Raw genomic sequence first — 18,299 nt, forward strand, 5'->3', positions numbered from 1 at the left:
CGGTTGTTCTTAGCGCTCTTAGCCGTAAAAATTACGCTGCAAGGCCCATCGCCTCTGCCTTTTTCAACAGGGCCTCGGCCATCCTGATGCTGGCGATGTCGATGAGACGTCCATCGAGCGAGACCGCGCCTTTGCCGGCTTTCGCGGCATCCGCCATCGCACTGACGATGCGGCGTGCCTTGGTCACCTCCGCCTCGGAGGGCGTGAAAACGCTGTTGGCGAGTTCGATTTGCGAGGGATGGATCGCCCATTTCCCCTCATAGCCAAGCACCGCGGCGCGTTTCGCCGCCGCGACAAAGCCATCCGGATCATTAAAATCCCCGAACGGCCCATCGATGGGGCGCAAGCCATAGGCGCGGCAAGCCACCAGCATGCGCGTTTGCGCCGCATGCCACTGATCGGCCCAGTAATAAGCACGATTGCCGGACGAGTCCTTGTCCGTGAGCACCCCATAATCCGCATTGACGCCGCCAATGACGGTAGTGCGGGCGCGCGTCGAGGCGGCATAATCGGCAACGCCGAACGACATCGCTTCGAGCCGCTTGCTGGATTGGGCGATCGCCTCGACATTGGCCATGCCGAGCGCGGTCTCGATCAAGACCTCAAAGCCGATTCTTTTCTCGCGCTTCTTCGCCGCCTCGATCTGGGTCACCATCATATCGACGGCATAGACATCGGCCGGAACGCCGGCCTTGGGGATCAAAATCATATCGAGACGCGGACAGGCCTCGACGATATCGACGACATCCCGATACATGTAATGAGTATCGAGCCCGTTGATGCGGACCATCATCGTCTTGCTGCCCCAATCGATATCGTTCAGCCCGGCAATGATGTTCTTGCGGGCTTTTTCCTTGTCGTCGGGGGCGACGGCGTCTTCGACATCAAGAAAAATAATATCGGCGGCCGACTGGGCGGCCTTTTCAAACAATCCTGGATTTGACCCCGGAACCGCAAGTTCGGAACGATGCAAACGCGGCGTTGCCTGCTCGATGATCGTAAAGCTCATGTTCTTATTCCTCTCTTTTCTAAAGGTTGCAGAAAAAATCAGCCGGTGGCACCAAGTCCGCTGGCAATACAATTGATCGATAACAACAGGTTTGATTTGTAGGCTTCCATCGCCTCGCCGCCCTCGCAGGCCCGGAAACGGCGCAACAATTCAACCTGATCGCGATTGACCTGATTGATCGTCGGCAGACGGTGCGCGAGACGGGCGCGATAGCTTGGGAATCGTTCGCCGATCGCGCGCTCCCTGCTGATCCGCAGGATCATCTCGCAGGTCAATGTGAATTCTTGTTCAACCAGTGCGAAGATGGCATCGCGCTTGGCCGCGTCAGCCACAAGCCCCGCATATTCTCGGGCAATCTTGAGGTCCACAAGGCAGAGCGTTTTTTCGACTTCCCCGACGATCAACCGGAACAGCCGCGACTCCTCGAACATGCGCCGCAGCAGCGCCTCGCCGCGCTCCTTGCGTACATCGAGGAAACTGGCGATGCCGCTTCCGACCCCGTACCAGCCGGTCACCGCGTGGCGATTTTGCGACCAGGCGAACACGAAAGGAATGGCCCGCAAGTCGCTGAGCGAACGGGCGCCAAACCGGCGGGCCGGACGCGACCCGATGTTGAGCAGCGAGATTTCCTCAAGCGGGCTCGCCGCCTGAAAGTAGGTCAAAAGATCGGGGTGGTTGATGAATGCCGCGTAAGCCCCATAGGCGGCGCCCGAAAGCGCCTCCATCGCTTCATCGAATTCAGCCCTCGGCACCAAAGCTTCTTCCCGCTCCGAGGTCAGGGCGTGTTGCAGCACGGCGCTGGCGAGGACTTCCATCTGATAGGCGGCGGTGCCGCGATTGGCGTATTTAAACGACACCACCTCGCCTTGCTCGGTCACCCGGAAGCGTCCATTGATCGAGCCTGCGGGCTGTGCCGCGACGGCTTGCGCGGCCGGAACACCGCCGCGGCTCACCGAACCGCCACGGCCATGGAAAAAGGCGATCGGGATTCCACTGTCGCTGCCGGTTTTGGTCAACCGTGTTTGCGCCTTGGCCAATTCCCAGTTCGAGGAGAGAAAACCGCCATCCTTGTTCGAATCGGAGTAGCCGATCATCACTTCCTGCACCCCGCCCTGGGCGCGGGCGCTGCGCCGGACAACCGGGAGCGACAAAAGTTCGCGCATGATGGCGGGAGCGGCGCGCAAATCCGTAATCGTCTCGAACAAAGGTACAATCGGCAAGATGCAGGTCTCGACGCCCGCCGCGTCCCGGAAAAGTCCGGCTTCCTTGGCGACAAGATAGGCGCCGAGAATATCAGCCGCCGAACGCGTCATGCTGAGAATGAAACACCCGAAGGCCTCCCGGTCGAATTGTTTGGCCTTGTCGGCGGCAAGCTCGAACATTCCAAGTGTTTCCAGCGCCTCTGGCGGCAGTTTCGGCCGCTTGCGATTTGCCGGGAACGGCCGGGCAAGCTCGGCCATGATCCAGCTTTTCCACTCTGGTGACGCCGGATCGGGCGGCGTTTCGCCTTTGTTGCCGGCGGAGGCTTGCCACAACGCCTGCAGAGTTTGGGTCAAACGCGTGCTGTTTTCCCGCAGATCAAGCCTGACTGTGCGGAAGCGGAAGATCTCCACCGCCCACCGGACCGGGCGCACAAGGTCCCGGGCGAGATCGCCGCCAGAACCTTCCGTCAACGCATCCTCGAGAATTTGTAGGTCCGCGATCAACTCGTCGGCGCTCGCAAAACCCACGGCGGTGGCAGCTTGGCCGCTCTCGACGCGGGCGATTGTCAGCTGAAGCTTGTACAGCAGGCAGGCGAGGAATTGCCGGTAGGGTTCACCGGCATTCCGCTGAACAATGTTTTCGGGGCTTTCCGCGATGGCGGCCGTGAGCGCGGCCCGGAAAGCTGGAGACGGCGGCAGCGCCCGCTCCGCGATCGACATTCTGAGCAATAGCGAGGAAATGTGCTGCTCGTAGTGACGCAGGCTCGCCAAAGCATTTTGGCGCAACGCCCGGAACGTGACGTCATTTGTGACGAAAGGGTTGCCGTCGCGGTCGCCGCCAATCCATGAACCAAACTGGAAAAACGGCGTGAGCGCGGGATGCTCCCCGGGGTAGACGTGATCGAGCGCGCGATCGAGCTTTTTCAAAAGATCCGGAACGCCGTCAAACAGCGTCTCATGAAAAAAATGCAGGCCCCAGGCGACTTCCTGATCGACCGTCGGCTTTTCCAGACGCAGTTCTCCCGTCATCCAAAGCAGGGCGATCTCGTCACGCAACAAATCGATGAAGCCGGCGCGCTCGCGCGCAGTCCAGCGCGGCTGTTCCAGCTCGACTAGCAGCCGGTAAATGCGGCGATGCTTTTCAAGCACCGTCACCCGCTTGGCTTCGGTGGGATGCGCGGTAATGACCGGCCGCACACGCGTCGCGGCGAGCAAGCCGCGCATCTCTTCGGCGCTCGTTCCTTGGGCCGCCGCCCCCGCGATAAGACTGGCGAATGTCCCCTGCACTTCCGTCTCGCCGCGCACGCGCTCGGTTTGCCGCCGCAACCTCATCGCGGTGTGCTGTTCGACAATCGCAAGCAGCTGAAACCAGATTCCGTGGACCTGGAAAACGCGGGAGAGCACCTGGGGCGCGAACGCGCCGGGCTCGGATTTTCCCCGCAAGATCGCGGCCACCTCAGGATGCTGGCGGTGCACGACATTTGCCAGCAATTCGAACAGGATGTCCGCGATTTCCTCGCCGTCGAGCAGCGCCTGAATGCTGCCAGGCGCGTTGCCGGTCTCGAATCCAGGGCGGCCAGACATGAACCCGGTCATCGGCCATCCTCGCCGCTCGTTGGCGTCCTTTTGTTGGCCACACGGACCTGGTGGATGCGGCAACGGAAAATGCGCATTTCCCTTCGTGGGCTGGAGAAAAGTGCTGCTGCGTCCGCCGCCAGATGCCCGCCGCTTGGATCTTTTCCCGGTGATATTTAGGTCACCAGGAGATGTGTTAGTGCGCCAAAACCTTGGCCATGGTTGACCCAAGCTCGCTCGGGCTCGCCGCCACGGTGAGACCATAGGACTTCATGATTTCCGATTTCTCGGCGGCGCTATCACCGCTGGCCGAAATGATCGCGCCCGCGTGGCCCATGCGGCGGCCCTTCGGCGCGGTCAAACCCGCGACATAGCCAACCACCGGTTTGGTCATGTGGCTTTTGATCCAAGCGGCGGCCTCGGCTTCCTGAGGACCGCCGATTTCGCCGATCATCATGACCGCCTTGGTTTCCGGATCGCGTTCGAAAAGCACCAGATGGTCCAGGAACGAACTGCCGTTGATGGGATCGCCGCCGATCCCGACGCTCGTCGTGATGCCGATTCCAAGATCTTTCATCTGCGCGGCCGCCTCATAGCCGAGCGTGCCCGAACGCGACACAATGCCGACAGAGCCTTGCTTGTAGATATGACCCGGCATGATGCCGAGCATCGCTTTGCCGGGGCTGATGATGCCCGCGCAGTTCGGGCCGACCATCAAGGTTCTATGGTCGCGCTGATAACGCAACAGATAGCGCTTCACCCGCATCATATCTTGCGCCGGAATTCCGTCGGTGATCGAACATACGAGCTTGATCCCGGCGTCGGCGGCTTCCATGATCGCATCAGCGCAGAAAGCCGGGGCGACGAAGGTGATGCTATGCGTGGCGCCCGTTTGCTTGATGGCGTCCTTCACAGTGTTGAATACCGGCAGACCGAGATGGGTTGTACCGCCCTTACCGGGGGTGACACCGCCCACGACCTTGGTGCCATATTCGATCATTTCCTTGGCATGAAACGTGCCTTTGTCGCCGGTGAAGCCCTGGATCAACACACGGCTTGTTTCGTCAATAAGAATGCTCATGGCGTAGACTTCCCCTAAAACCATTTCCGGCAAAGGCGAGGCACCTTTCCGCCGGCCAAAAAAGCGAAAAAAGCACGCCCTTGGTTAAGTGTGCTTTTGTGAGTCGATAGCGCGCTGCCGGCGCGGCGCTGTGCCGCGTCTGGCCAAAGCAAAGTCAGGCGCTGCGCGCATCCCGTTGAGGGGCGCCGCGCGCTGCCGTAACCGCCGCGTTGGCGGCCTCGGCAAGCGTATCGGCGGAGATGATCGGCAGGCCGCTTTTTGCGATAATCTCGCGCCCAGCCTCGACATTCGTGCCCGACAAACGCACCACCAAAGGAACATCCACCTTCAATTCACGGCAAGCCTTGACGACACCTTCGGCCACCCAATCGCAGCGATTGATGCCGGCGAACACATTGACGAGGATCGCCCTGACATTGCGGTCGGACAAGACAAGACGGAACGCCGCCGCGACCCGCTCCGGCGAGGCGCCGCCGCCGACGTCGAGGAAGTTCGCAGGGCTGCCGCCCGCATATTTGATCGTATCCATGGTGGCCATGGCGAGCCCGGCGCCATTGACGATGCAGCCGATATCGCCATCAAGCCCGACATAATTCAGATTATGTTCGGCGGCCTGGACTTCGCGCGGATCTTCCTGAGAATGGTCGCGCATGTCGGCAACCGTGTGCCGCCGGAACAAGGCATTGTCGTCGAACGACATTTTGGCATCGAGAGCGATCACCCTATCGTCCTTGGTGACGACCAGAGGGTTGATCTCGACCATGGTGGCATCAAGATCGCGGAACGCCCGGTAACAGCCAAGAATGCTGGTGACGGCGCGGCTGACCTGCTTGATCGTCAGACCGAGACCGAACGCAAGCTCCCGCGCTTCGAAAGGCTGCAACCCCACCGCGGGCTCGACGACGACTTGCAGAATTTCCTCGGGATGGTCCTTGGCGATTTCCTCGATCTCCATGCCGCCGAAGCGCGACGCGATGATCCGCACCCGCTCAACTTTCCGGTCGAGAACAAAGCCAAGGTAAATTTCGCGCTCGAAAGGTTCAGCGACTTCGACATAGACCCGCTGAACGACTTTGCCTTCAGGGCCCGTCTGATTGGTCACGAGAGTTTTGCCGAGCATTTCCGCTGCGGCGGCGCGGACTTCATTATAGGTCTTGCAGAGTTTGACACCGCCTGCCTTGCCGCGGCCTCCAGAATGGATCTGGGCCTTCACCGCCCAATGCCAGCCGCCGAGTTCGGTTGCGCAATACACTGCCTGATCAGGACTGTAGGCGACCGCCCCATGCGGCGTTGCGACACCGAAATTCGCCAAGATTTCCTTGGCCTGATACTCGTGAATGTCCAAACACCCCTCCTTACAACTTCGTTACAACCTCGCGCCGCTCTCAATACGGCGGGCTTGCCCAATCGGGTTGTTTACAATCCGTCCGCTCCAGTCATCATTCGTAACCTGCCCGTCCAATAGGCCCATTTCGGTGATAACGGGGAAGGCTTATTGCCAAATTCCAACCTTAGCAACCCTCCTGTTCGCACCCTGGCGCGAATTAGGCAAGTGAGCCGCACCTGCGGCATTTCGTGTGAACCCGCTGGCGCCAAATTGACGCTCATGCCCGCCCCGCCGAGAAAAGGGTTGAAAGCCCGGCGTTTGTCGGTATGTAACGGCGACGACGCAAGAACCTCTTCCATCACGTTCGTTTCATGGCTTTCTTAAAGACTTTTCTTTACGGCAGCGCAGCATACATAAACGCGAATGCGATCAAGGTATTGGAATGACGCGAGTACGCCCGCAAGAAAAGCCACGGGGTCAGCCCGGCAATGAAATGAAAGAGAAGTTTGACGCGCAATGACAATCGATCCGCGTTCGCTGCTTTCCGATATGTTCGGCGCCGCCGTCGGCGCGGCACTCCCAGATAAGTGCTTGCCGCTGCATCTGCCCGCGAAGCCTTCGGGCCGCACAATTGTGATCGGCGCTGGAAAAGCTGGCGGATCGATGGCCAAGGCAGTCGAGGATCATTGGCAAGGCCCGCTTGAAGGCTTGGTGGTCACCCGCTATGGCCATGGCGCGCCGTGCCAGCGGATCGAGGTCGTCGAAGCGAGCCATCCGGTTCCCGATGCGGCCGGGCAGGAAGCAGCAAAACGCATTCTCGCCCTGGTCCAGGGTCTGACCTCCGATGACCTTGTGCTTTGCCTCATTTCGGGCGGCGGCTCAGCGCTCCTCGCGCTGCCCGCCGAGGGCGTGACGCTTGCCGACAAGCAAGCAGTCAACAAGGCGCTGCTCAAGAGCGGCGCGACGATCTCGGAGATGAACTGCGTGCGCCGCCATTTGTCGGCGATCAAAGGCGGCAGGCTCGCCGCTGCCGCCGCGCCCGCGAAGGTTGTGACCTTGATGATCTCGGACGTGCCGGGCGACGATCCTTGCGTGATTGCTTCGGGACCCACTGTCGCCGACCCGACCACTTCAGCGGAAGCGCTGGTGATCCTGCAAAAATATGCCATCGCCGTGCCCGCCAATGTACGGGCGCATCTGATGTCGGAGGCCGCCGAGACCTTGAAACCCGGCGATCCGCGTCTCGCTGGCGTTACGAATGTGATGATCGCAACGCCACAAATGTCGCTGGAAGCCGCCGCCGCGGTCGCCCGCAAGGCTGGCGTCGCGCCGCTCATTCTTGCCAATGCGATCGAGGGCGAGGCCCGCGACGTTGCCTTGGTGCATGCTGCGATCGCCCGGCAGGTGCATGAGTTTGGTCAGCCCTTGGCGCCACCTTGCGTCCTTATCTCGGGAGGCGAGACCACCGTCACCGTGCGCGGAACCGGCCGTGGCGGCCGTAATGCCGAGTTTCTGCTGGCGCTCGGCGTCGCCTTGGACGGCCATCCCGGCATTTATGCTTTTGCTGGCGATACCGATGGAATCGACGGCACGGAGGATAATGCTGGTGCTTTGCTTGGCCCAGACAGTCTCGCCCGCGCCACCGCCGCCGGTGTGTCGGCCAAGGCCAATCTCGCCAACAACGATGGCTATGGTTTCTTCGCCGCGATCGGAGATCTGGTGATCACTGGTCCAACCCTCACCAATGTGAACGATTTTCGCGCCATATTGGTGCTTGAATAAGCAATCCCTGCTGGGCTTGCCGGACCGGAGTTCGCCGAAGCGGCCAAGATGCCGCAGCGCCCGAGGATCTGACTTGAAAGCGGTTTCCCGTTTTGCGCAACGTGGTCTAGTAAAGGAAATTCATTCGCGCGACTTCGGCTGTTGCGCTTGAGCCAATGGTTTTGTTAAGAGTGTCAACCGGCAAACAGATGGAGATTTATTATGGCGGGCCGCCACTTTCTATTCGTCCCAGGACCAACCAACGTCCCAGATCGCGTCACCCGCGCCATGATGGTGGCGATGGAAGACCACCGGTCTTCCAAATTTCCCGATCTCACGCTGCCCTTGTTTCAGGATTTGAAAAAAGTCTTCAAAAGCACTGACGGGCAAGTGTTTATTTTCCCGTCCTCCGGCACCGGAGGCTGGGAGGCGGCGCTCACCAACACGCTTTCCCCTGGCGATAAGGTGCTGGCCTCGCGGTTCGGGCAATTCAGCCATTTGTGGATCGACTTGGCGCAGCGGCTCGGCCTCGACGTTCAGGTTTTGGAAGAAGAATGGGGCACCGGCGTCAAGCCTGACAAAATCGAATCCATTCTGCGGGCCGATAAGGGCCACCAGATCAAGGCCGTGCTGGCTGTTCAAAACGAGACGGCGACAGGCGTCACCAGCCACATCGGGGAAGTGCGCAAGGCCATGGATGCCGCCGGCCATCCGGCGCTTCTCTATGTCGATGGCGTCAGCTCGATCGGCAGCATTGATTTCCGCATGGATGAGTGGCGCGTCGATCTCGCCGTCGCCGGTTCGCAAAAAGGTTTGATGCTGCCGGCGGGTCTTGGCTTCGTGTGTGCCAGCCCTCGCGCGCTCGCCGCTTACAAGACAGCTGGGCTGAAGCGGGTCTATTTTGATTTCGGCGATATGATCAAAGCCAATGCCACGGGCTATTTCCCTTACACCCCGGCATTGCCGATGCTGTATGGCCTGCGCGAGTCCCTCAAGATTCTCTTCGAGGAAAAGCTCGAACGCGTTTACGAGCGCCATAATGTTCTAGCGAGCGGCGTGCGCGCCGCTGTCAAGGCCTGGGGCCTGCATCCTTGTGCCAAGGAACCGAAATGGTATTCGGACACAGTGACCGCGATCGTCGTGCCGCCGGGCTTCAACGGCGCCGATGTCATCGATGCGGCGTTCCGCCGTTATGATCTGTCGCTTGGCGCCGGGCTTTCCCAGGTCGCGGGCAAGGTCTTCCGCATCGGTCATCTTGGCGATCTTAATGATCTGATGGTTCTTGGCGCGATTTCCGGGGCGGAAATGGCCATGGTCGATGTAGGCATCGACATTAAGCTCGGCAGCGGAGTGGCCGCCGCCCAGCAGCATTTCCGTTCGACCATCATGGCGAAGGAAAAGAAGCCCACGGATCAGCAGCAATTTGCTCAATTGCACCCGGAAGGCGTCCTCAACGACTAAGGCCTTGCGCGCCTCTCGCGCGCACTGCACTTATCCTTGGTTCCGCCTGCCATCGCGGCGCCGCACACGCCAGCAGACAGCCATGCTGTCGCGGCGGTTGCCGCGCCGCGATGGCGGCGAAACCCGGAGTTTCCGGTCAACACCCCGGATGTCCCTTAGCGATGGTGCAAGGGAAAGGCTCGGGGGCTAAAATCCCGGATAATCGCATCAAAGAAAGAGTCCGCCGTGCCACACTCGATCGTCTTTCTCGACCGTTCGACACTCGAAGCCAATCTCAAAACGCCGAATTTTCCGCATAGCTATAAGGAATATGCGGTCACCTCGGTCGATGAGATTGTCGATCGCCTCAAGGACGCAACGATTGCGATCATCAACAAGGTGCCGATGCGGGAAGCGACTCTTGCAAAGCTGCCAAATCTGAAATTGATCGCGGTCGCCGCGACGGGAACCGATGTCGTCGACAAAGCCTATTGCAAGGCGCATGGCATCATTGTCTCGAACATCCGCAACTATGCCTTCAATACGGTTCCGGAACATGTCTTCGCGCTGGCCTTCGCGCTGCGCCGGAATATTCTTGCCTACCGCGACGATGTGCGTGCGGGCCGCTGGCAGGAGTGCGATCAATTCTGTTTCTTCGATCATCCGATCCGCGACATGACCGGCTCGACGATTGGCATCGTCGGCTACGGTGCGATCGGCAAAGCCGTGGCGCGGATCGCCAACGCCTTTGGCATGAAAGTTCTGGCTTATGATATTTTTCCGCAACCAGGCCTGACCGACTTCGAGACCTTGCTGCGAGAGAGCGACATCATTACCCTGCATTTGCCGCTGACGCCCGAGACCAAAAATCTGATCGGCGCGCGCGAGCTGAAACTTATGAAAAGCGACGCCATATTGATCAACACCGGCCGTGGCGGCCTTGTCGATGAAGCGGCCTTGGCCGAGGCGCTGACCCAGAACATCATTGGCGGCGCGGGCTTTGACGTCTTGACCGTCGAGCCTCCCAAGCAAGGGAATATTCTGCTCGACCTGCGGCTGCCGAATTTCATCATCACCCCGCATGTCGCTTGGGCAAGCCGCGAGGCCATGCAGATCCTCGCCGATCAGCTCATCGACAATGTGGATGCGTTCGCGGCGGGCAAGCCGCAAAATGTGGTTGAAGCCTGAGCCCGGCTCACGAGGAGGGACTATGCCGTCGGACATCGAAATCGCTCAACAAGCCCATATGCGCAAGATCAGCGATGTGGCGCGGGAAAAACTCGGCATCGGCGACGAGCATCTTGAGCCCTATGGTTGGTACAAGGCCAAAATATCGCTGGACTATGTCGATAGCCTCGCCGACCGGCCGGATGGCAAACTGATCTTGGTGACGGCGATCAGCCCGACACCGGCGGGAGAAGGCAAAACGACCACCACGGTGGGTCTCGGCGACGCGCTGAACCGGATCGGCAAGAAAGCGTCCATTTGTCTGCGCGAGCCCTCGCTCGGGCCGGTTTTCGGCATGAAGGGCGGCGCCGCGGGCGGTGGCTATGCGCAGGTCGTGCCGATGGAGGACATCAATCTCCATTTCACCGGCGACTTCGGCGCGATCGGTCTTGCCCATAATCTGCTGTCCGCGATGATCGACAATCATATTCACCATGGCAATGAACTCGGGTTCGATGTGCGGCGGATTGCCTGGAAGCGCGTGGTCGATATGAACGACCGGGCCCTGCGGCAAATCACCGTGGGTTTGGGCGGAGTTGGAAACGGTTTCCCGCGCGAGGATGGGTTCGACATCGTGGTCGCGTCCGAAATCATGGCGATCTTCTGCCTGGCAACCTCGATCAAGGACCTCAAGGAGCGGCTGGGCAAGATCGTGATTGGCTATACGCGCGAACAGAAGCCCATTCACGCGGCCGATTTGCAGGCGCATGGCGCGATGGCGGTGCTTTTAAAAACCGCGCTCAAGCCAAATCTTGTGCAAACCCTCGAAAACAATCCGGCCATCATTCACGGCGGTCCTTTCGCCAACATCGCGCATGGCTGCAATTCCGTGCTCGCGACCAAGACCGCGCTGAAACTTTCAGACTATGTGGTGACCGAGGCGGGCTTTGGCGCCGATCTTGGCGCCGAAAAATTCATCGACATCAAATGCCGCAAATCCGGCCTGCGGCCGCAGGCGGTCGTGATTGTTGCAACCATCCGCGCGCTCAAATATCATGGCGGCGCCGATCTTAAGGACCTCAATACGGAAAACCTCGACGCGCTGGCAAAGGGCGTCACCAATCTGGAGCGTCACGTCAACAATATCCGTAACCATTTCGGGCTTCCCTGCGTCGTTGCGATAAACCATTTTACCTTCGACACGGATGCCGAAATCGAATTGCTGAAGAAGAAAATGGCGCATCATGAGGCGCCGGTCGTCGTGTGCCGGCACTGGGCCGAGGGCGGCAAGGGCGCAGAGGAACTCGCCCACACCGTTGTCGATATCATCGACAAAGTGCCCGGCGATTTCAAATTTGCTTATGAAGACGACGCCACGCTTTGGGACAAGGTGACCGCGATCGCCACCAAGCTCTATGGGGCGAGCGAGGTCACCGCCGATGCGAAGATTCGCGGGCAAATCAAAAAACTGCAAGAGGCCGGCTACGGCCATTATCCGGTTTGCGTCGCCAAGACCCAATATTCCTTCTCGACCGACGCCAAACTGCGCGGCGCGCCGTCCGGCCATGAGATCAATATCCGGGAGGTCCGGCTCGCCGCCGGGGCGGAATTCATCGTGCTGGTGTGCGGCGAGATCATGACCATGCCGGGCTTGCCCAAGGTGCCTGCGGCAACCAAGATCGATCTCGATGACAGCGGTAAGGTGACGGGGCTTTTCTAGGGGTTTCTACCCCCCCCCCCCGCGCCCTGCAGAATGCCTGCGCCAATTCTAGTGCAGGCGACGTCCCTTCCGTTGGCGGCGAGCCTCAGAGCCGGGGGACGAGCCGCGTCTCGGCGATCGCTTCGATCAACGCCGCCACGTCTCCCATGGAATCGTTCGGGGACACTCCGGATGAAAAATAGACGATCTTCACGTCTGTTTGTTGCGCCCGCAAAACAAGTTTGAAAACAAGCCATAGGGAGGCGCGGCGGAACTCCATATCGAGGGTTATCGCGGGTGAACCGTTCCAATCGAGTTCATATTCCCCGCCCCAGCCGAAGGCCACCGCCCCGCGTTTGAAAAATAATTCCGCCGATGAATTGACGATATCCTGAATATTGGCGAACTTTTCATCGTGAATATAGGCAATGAAATCCCCAGCATCGACCAAGCGCAACTCAGCGGCAACGGGTTCGAGGGCGGCGCGCAGGGCGTTCGCCAAAAGTTCGTTGTGGCCTTCGCGCCGGCTTGTCTTGTGGGACGCTTTCATTTCACTAATGCCTTGCGCGGGTTTCTAGCAGACAACGGGTTTCTAGCATACAAAATGTGAATTAATTCCGCCACCGCTTTATAAAATTCAGGTGGAATTGGGCGGTCGACTTCCACGCTGTCGTACATCGACCTCGCCAAAAGCTTGTCTTCAATGACAGGAATTGAGTTCTTTTCAGCGATTTCCCGGATTTTGAGGGCTATAAGGTCCGTTCCCTTCGAAAGGACCAAGGGCGCCCCTCCTTCTTCCCGCACATACCGGAGTGCGATGGCGTAGTGCGTCGGATTGGCAATGATCAGAGTCGCGCGGGGAACCGCCGCGAGCATGCCCTTGCGCCTCCGGTCGAGTGCCAGGGACCGAAGCCTGGCTTTCTTCAAGGGATCGCCTTCGGCCTCCTTCATTTCATCCTTGATTTCCTGCTTGCTCATCCGGATGTCCCGGCGCCAATGCATGCGCACCCACAGAAGGTCTGCGGCGAGGAGCAGCAGCGTCAAGGCGCAAACAACCGATAGCAGCCGGGTGGCGATCATGAGAATCAATTCGGGGATCGCGTCCGGATCGAGCGTCATCGTTTCGAGGAAAGCGTTTCGTTGCCAACGCACCACGGTCCACATCAAGATGCCTATAAAGACCAATTTGCAGATGCCCTTGAGGAAATCCGCCTGACCGCGGGCACTAAATATACGATGCCAACCGTTGACTATTGATATACGTTTCCAGTCCGGCCGGATCCGGTCGAGGATGATCTTGGGAGGGTGCTGCAAGAACGAGGAAGCCAGTCCCGCGAGTGACAGGACCGCCAGCATCGGAACGAGAGGTGCGCCTATGTCCCAGACAAGCTTGCTGAAAAGGGAAACCGCATCCGCACCGTTTTCCAGCAACAGGACGCCCGGATCGCTCGCCAGCAGCTCCAGAGTGAGAGTGACGGATTTCAGCAGATCCCTCGCCATGAAGGCAGCGATCGCCAGCAACGCGAGCATAGTGGCGAATGTAGCGGCTTCCCGGGAAACGGGGATATTGCCCTTCTCGAATTCATCAAGAATCTTTTTTTCGGTCGCGTCCTCGGTCTGGCTTTCCTTATCGGCTTGTTGCGCCATTGCTATTCAATATCCGGTTAATCGAAAAACTCGTCCTCGTCCTCGGACGAATTAAGTTCGATCTCGCCGCCGCTCGCGAGCTCGAGCGCGGTATCGGCGATGGTGCGGCGCGCCTTGAGCACGTCGCGTTGCAAAGCGGGTCCGCCCGACGCGAGCTCGCTATCAACTATGCGCCTCGCCCGGGTGGCAAGCGAGGAAAGTATCGCATCCCTGAATGCCGTGTCCGTACCCTTCAAAGCGAGCACGACCAGCTCGGTCGGAATTTTGTCAAACAACACACTTCGCGCCTTGGGCTGAAGTTTGATGATATCATCAAAGGTAAACATAAGTTTGCGTAAGATTTCGGCGGCCTTGGGCCGTGCCGCGGTCAGGCTTTGCATGACATCTTCCATATGATCGCGGTCCATTTTATTAATGATATCAGCCATGCGCGCATTTTGATCGCTGCCAACCTGGCGCGAGACATTCGACAAAAGATCCTCTTGCAACTGACCTTGGATGATTCGGACTGCGGCTTCACTGACAGGCCCAATATTCAGCATGCGCCGCATAATTTCATTGCGGAGTTCGCGCGAGAGCAGGCCGATGACCTTGGCGGCATGAGCCGGTGCGATTTTCGAAATAATGAACGCCGCCGTCTGCGAATGTTCCTTGGCAAGATAGCCCGCGAAAACCGATTCTGAGACATTGGAAAGGCGGTCCCACATGGCGTGGTTCGTATTTCCGGTGACATCGGACATGACGTCGGCGATCTGCTCCGGGGGGAGAACGCCATCCAGCATCTGCTCGACCTCGCCGGGAGAACCAAGCAGGTCAACGCCGCTCGCAAACTGGCTAGCAAATTCCTCCACGACCGCCTCGAGCATGGGAACCGGCACTGTTCCAAGTTCGGCGACGGATCTTGTAATCTGCCTCAGTTCATCATTATCGAACTGTTTCAAGAGCCGGGCGGCAAGCGGCTTTCCCATGCACAGCAGCAGGGCCGCCGCTTTGTCCGGCCCCTTCAGCGTCCTGACATTCGGACCACTCTTCGAAACACCCGGAGAGGCCATCGACTAGGCGGCGTTTCTGGCGGGTCCGGCAATCTCCGTCAGGGAGACGCCAAGCCGCGAATTGTCATCCTCGACAACAACAATCTCGCCACGCGCGATCACCCTGCCGTTGACAATGATATCGACCGGCTCGCCAACCCGGTGATCAAGCGGGATCACCGCGCCTCGCCCGAGCTTTAAAAGATTCGATACCGGCATCATCGCCGATCCAAGGACCACTTGAACGGACACGGGAATGCGCAAGATCGTATCAAGATTGCGGCCGGAGCTTGGCGCCGCAGCAGTCTCGTCCGCGTTGTTCGACTCTTCGGAAGACAAATCAAATTCGGACATAGTTTTCAAACTCCTGGTAAGATTTTAACATGACGCGCTTTCGCACATTCTCCATCGATTATTCTGCACGTGGTCAGGCGCGGCCTATTTGGCAATCCGGCCGTAACCCATTGCCGGAAGCAAATTCTCAAAGAACAGATCAATCAACGAGGCAAAATGTCATCGATAAGTTCCTGCTCTCTATTAACGGACTCCTCGACACGGAGCGTGTAGAACCCATCGGCTTGACCAAGGTCGCACCAAAATAGCGGCTCGGTGTTGCATTCGAGCTTGACCCTCGTCTTGGCCGTCGCCTGCAACGTCAGCACGTGGCCGATTTGCATACTGGCAATATCCTCCAAGCTGAAATGCCACTCTTCGATCACACCGCGGATCGAAATTTCTGTTTGGCCGATTTCGCTTTGAATTTGTTTTGTCCAGCGCGGATCACGAACCGACATTTCCGTTGACAAATCCCGCACCAAATCTTGACGAATCGAATTGAGCGAGATTTGCGGAATCAAAACGAAAAGTTCGCTTTCGCGCCCCAAAATTCGAAGATTGAGCCTTGCTCTCACGCCGAATGCGGTGCGCGGTGCAATGGCTACGAAATCAAGTCTCGTCTCGATGCGGTCCAATTTGAAAGCCGTTTCGCAAACGGCTGCAAAGGAAACCTGTAGTGCTTGTGCAAAAAGATCGAAGGCTTTCTTCGCGAGCCGCAGCTCGATATTCGAGAGTTGACGTTTCTCGACAGCTGGCGCTTCCCCTCCGTCACCGCCGAACAAGACTTCCGCCAAGGCGAACACCAAATCGTGTTGCAGTCCTATCAAAAGCCGCTGGTCCCATGCTTGTACATAGATCACCCCAATCACGACATTATTTTCATAGTCATCGAGAACATCACCGATCCGCTCGGTGACGATCGACTCGACCATGAACAGCGCCGGTGACGACGATAGCTGCCGCATCAAATCCGTACATTGCGCTGCCATCCGCTCAAAGATGACATTGAGCATGGGCATGCGATCAACCGAAATTCCCGCACCATCCAGCAGTCTTTCGGGCGCCGTCTTCACGATCTGGCCATGGGCACTGGATTTTTGCATGTTTCTCAGGCCGCTTGCTGTTCGTCGGCTTTGCCGGCACCACCCGAAACCGTCTCGTTCTCGACCATGTCGATCGAAGGCCGGTCATGCGATGAGATTGTTTTGCGGCCATGCTCCAAAGCGATTTGCGGCATGGCGCCATTCATGAAAGCCAAGAGAGTCTGTTTAACAATGATATAGAGGCGGCAGCGCCGTTCGCGGATTGTCTTGACCTTCATGGCGATCGGCTGCACTAAGGCGTAGGACATGAATATCCCCGCGAAGGTGCCGACCAGCGCGGCTCCAATGAGATGGCCGAGGATCTCCGGAGCTTCATCGAGGGCTCCCATTGCCTTGATGACCCCAAGAACAGCGGCACAGATGCCGAGCGCCGGAAGTCCCTCGGCGACGGAACTCAACGCATGAAACGCCTTCAGCTTATCCCGGCTGACCGTCTGAATTTCCTCGTCCATCAAGGCTTCTATTTCGTGCGTTCGCGCATTTCCGATGATAATCAAACGGCAATAGTCGCAGATGAAATTGGTCAAGTCCTTATCGGCCAGCACTTTTGGAAAACTCTTGAAGATCGCCGACTCGCTGGGATTGTCGACATGTTCCTCGATCTCGTTGCGCGCCTTGCCACGCAACTCGCGCATCAAAGTGTAAAGCACGCCAAGTACGTCGAGATAGTGCCTTTGCGTGGGGGCACGGTCGAGGATTGCATCCATCATGGCAATTCCAGTGTCCTTGATCGTCGGCATTGGATTGGCGACGATGAAGGTGCCGAGTGACGCGCCACAGATGATGACGAACTCCCAAGGCTGCCAAATCACCGCGACACGCCCGCCCATCGCGGCGAAGCCGCCGAGAATACAGCCAACCGCAACGACCATTCCGATTACGAAACCCACGCGATCAGCTCCCCGCCGAAGGACCTCATCGATCATTAAACAGCGGGCCTTGCTTCAAACTGAATTGCAAAGATCAATTGATACCGACCGTTCAGAAATTCTTCATTGGCGACTGATGGCCGCCGCCGCCAAGGGTCAAGAAAAGCCGGCGCCAACGAAATGCAACGAATTGGAACTTTTCCGGCAAGGCCCCGGCAAGGTCTTGTTGCGAAGGTCGCAAATACAGCCGGGACGACACGAGATCTTTGCCCATGCTCACAGCGACCGTCTATTTCAATGCAATCACCAAGGATTATTCCAAAACCTTGGCGACGATCGCCGCCGAACCCGTGGTCGCGCGGGAAACAAAATATTTTGAGGCCAATATCGGCAAGGTGAAAACCACGGATGACCTCATCAAGAACAGCAGACTTTATACTTATGTCGTGAAGGCCTTCGGGCCGAGCGACATGATGAACGCCAAGGCGCTGATCCGCAAGGTTATCGAAGGCGGCGTTTCCGACCCAAAAAGTCTCGCCAATACGTTGAATGACCCTCGCTACAAGGCCCTGGCCGCAACGTTCAACTTTGCTGCGGCGGGATCAGATACAACCAGTTCGGCCGCGCTTCAGCAAACGACGGTCAGCAATTATGTCGAGCAGTCGCTTGAAACCAATGCCGGCCAGCAGAACCAGGGTACCCAGATAGCGTTGACTTTTCAGCGGCTGGCTCCCAGCGTCACGAGCGCCTATGGGATTCTTGCCAACAAAACGCTTCTGAGTGTTGTCCAGACGGCGCTAGGATTGCCCGTTTCCATGTCACAAGAGAATATCGACGTGCAAGCCAAGCTGATTACGGCCAAGCTCAACGTCGCCGATTTTCAAAACCCCGCCAAGCTACAAAAATTCATTGAGCGATTCACCGCCACCTATGATGCGAAGAACCCCACTTCTGTTTCGGCGTTTCCAGCATCGGCACTGCTCGTCAATTCGCCAGATATCAGTTCAAACTTGCTTTTGAGCCTTGCGAATCTCAAACTCGGAGGCTCGTGA

Annotated in this window: 15 protein-coding genes; 5 read left to right on the forward strand and 10 right to left on the reverse strand. The window is 58.3% G+C overall.

Going from position 1 to position 18,299, the window contains the following annotated elements; all coding sequences use genetic code 11:
• Nucleotides 1-31 precede the first annotated feature (31 nt).
• The 4 genes from QEV83_RS04540 to QEV83_RS04555 form a co-directional block, all read right to left on the reverse strand.
• Nucleotides 32-1,009, reverse strand: coding sequence for a CoA ester lyase (locus QEV83_RS04540; protein ID WP_280130061.1), 978 nt, complete (start codon nt 1,007-1,009; stop codon nt 32-34).
• A 38-nt stretch (nt 1,010-1,047) separates the two neighbouring features.
• Nucleotides 1,048-3,807 (reverse strand): phosphoenolpyruvate carboxylase, encoded by a 2,760-nt coding sequence (locus QEV83_RS04545; RefSeq protein WP_280130062.1) that lies wholly within the window; start codon nt 3,805-3,807, stop codon nt 1,048-1,050.
• A gap of 175 nt (nt 3,808-3,982) precedes the next feature.
• The gene (gene sucD, locus QEV83_RS04550) at nt 3,983-4,867 is read right to left on the reverse strand and encodes a succinate--CoA ligase subunit alpha (RefSeq protein WP_280130063.1); all 885 of its coding nucleotides are present in this window, start codon (nt 4,865-4,867) and stop codon (nt 3,983-3,985) included.
• A gap of 154 nt (nt 4,868-5,021) precedes the next feature.
• Nucleotides 5,022-6,212 carry a malate--CoA ligase subunit beta gene (locus QEV83_RS04555; RefSeq protein ID WP_280130064.1) on the reverse strand — a complete coding sequence of 397 codons (1,191 nt, stop codon included), beginning with the start codon at nt 6,210-6,212 and terminating at the stop codon, nt 5,022-5,024.
• 498 nt (nt 6,213-6,710) lie between these two features.
• On the opposite strand from QEV83_RS04555, the gene QEV83_RS04560 reads away from it, so the two are divergent.
• From QEV83_RS04560 to QEV83_RS04575, 4 genes are all read left to right on the forward strand, one after another.
• Nucleotides 6,711-7,976, forward strand: coding sequence for a glycerate kinase (locus QEV83_RS04560; protein WP_280130065.1), 1,266 nt, complete (start codon nt 6,711-6,713; stop codon nt 7,974-7,976).
• Between the two features lie 201 nt (nt 7,977-8,177).
• Nucleotides 8,178-9,416, forward strand: a complete 1,239-nt coding sequence (locus QEV83_RS04565) for an aminotransferase class V-fold PLP-dependent enzyme (protein ID WP_280130066.1) — start codon at nt 8,178-8,180, stop codon at nt 9,414-9,416.
• A 225-nt stretch (nt 9,417-9,641) separates the two neighbouring features.
• Nucleotides 9,642-10,583, forward strand: coding sequence for a D-2-hydroxyacid dehydrogenase (locus QEV83_RS04570; protein ID WP_280130067.1), 942 nt, complete (start codon nt 9,642-9,644; stop codon nt 10,581-10,583).
• A 22-nt stretch (nt 10,584-10,605) separates the two neighbouring features.
• The gene (locus QEV83_RS04575; protein ID WP_280130068.1) at nt 10,606-12,282 is read left to right on the forward strand and encodes a formate--tetrahydrofolate ligase; all 1,677 of its coding nucleotides are present in this window, start codon (nt 10,606-10,608) and stop codon (nt 12,280-12,282) included.
• A gap of 85 nt (nt 12,283-12,367) precedes the next feature.
• Here QEV83_RS04575 and QEV83_RS04580 read toward each other — a convergent pair whose 3' ends face one another.
• From QEV83_RS04580 to motA, 6 genes are all read right to left on the reverse strand, one after another.
• Nucleotides 12,368-12,811, reverse strand: coding sequence for a hypothetical protein (locus QEV83_RS04580; protein WP_280130069.1), 444 nt, complete (start codon nt 12,809-12,811; stop codon nt 12,368-12,370).
• The gene (locus tag QEV83_RS04585) at nt 12,808-13,908 is read right to left on the reverse strand and encodes an EscU/YscU/HrcU family type III secretion system export apparatus switch protein (RefSeq protein WP_280130070.1); all 1,101 of its coding nucleotides are present in this window, start codon (nt 13,906-13,908) and stop codon (nt 12,808-12,810) included. The genes QEV83_RS04580 and QEV83_RS04585 overlap by 4 nt, the downstream gene beginning before the upstream one ends.
• Before the next feature lie 17 nt (nt 13,909-13,925).
• Nucleotides 13,926-14,960, reverse strand: a complete 1,035-nt coding sequence (locus QEV83_RS04590) for a flagellar motor switch protein FliG (protein WP_280130071.1) — start codon at nt 14,958-14,960, stop codon at nt 13,926-13,928.
• 3 nt (nt 14,961-14,963) lie between these two features.
• Nucleotides 14,964-15,293 (reverse strand): flagellar motor switch protein FliN, encoded by a 330-nt coding sequence (gene fliN, locus QEV83_RS04595; RefSeq protein WP_280130072.1) that lies wholly within the window; start codon nt 15,291-15,293, stop codon nt 14,964-14,966.
• Between the two features lie 143 nt (nt 15,294-15,436).
• Nucleotides 15,437-16,378, reverse strand: a complete 942-nt coding sequence (locus QEV83_RS04600) for a FliM/FliN family flagellar motor switch protein (protein ID WP_280130073.1) — start codon at nt 16,376-16,378, stop codon at nt 15,437-15,439.
• Nucleotides 16,379-16,383: 5 nt separating this feature from the next.
• Nucleotides 16,384-17,268 carry a flagellar motor stator protein MotA gene (motA, locus tag QEV83_RS04605; RefSeq protein ID WP_280130074.1) on the reverse strand — a complete coding sequence of 295 codons (885 nt, stop codon included), beginning with the start codon at nt 17,266-17,268 and terminating at the stop codon, nt 16,384-16,386.
• Between the two features lie 251 nt (nt 17,269-17,519).
• On the opposite strand from motA, the gene QEV83_RS04610 reads away from it, so the two are divergent.
• On the forward strand, nt 17,520-18,299 hold the full coding sequence (locus QEV83_RS04610) for a DUF1217 domain-containing protein (protein WP_280130075.1): 780 nt from the start codon (nt 17,520-17,522) through the stop codon (nt 18,297-18,299).

It is taken from the genome of Methylocapsa sp. D3K7, from assembly GCF_029855125.1.
Lineage (GTDB): Bacteria > Pseudomonadota > Alphaproteobacteria > Rhizobiales > Beijerinckiaceae > Methylocapsa.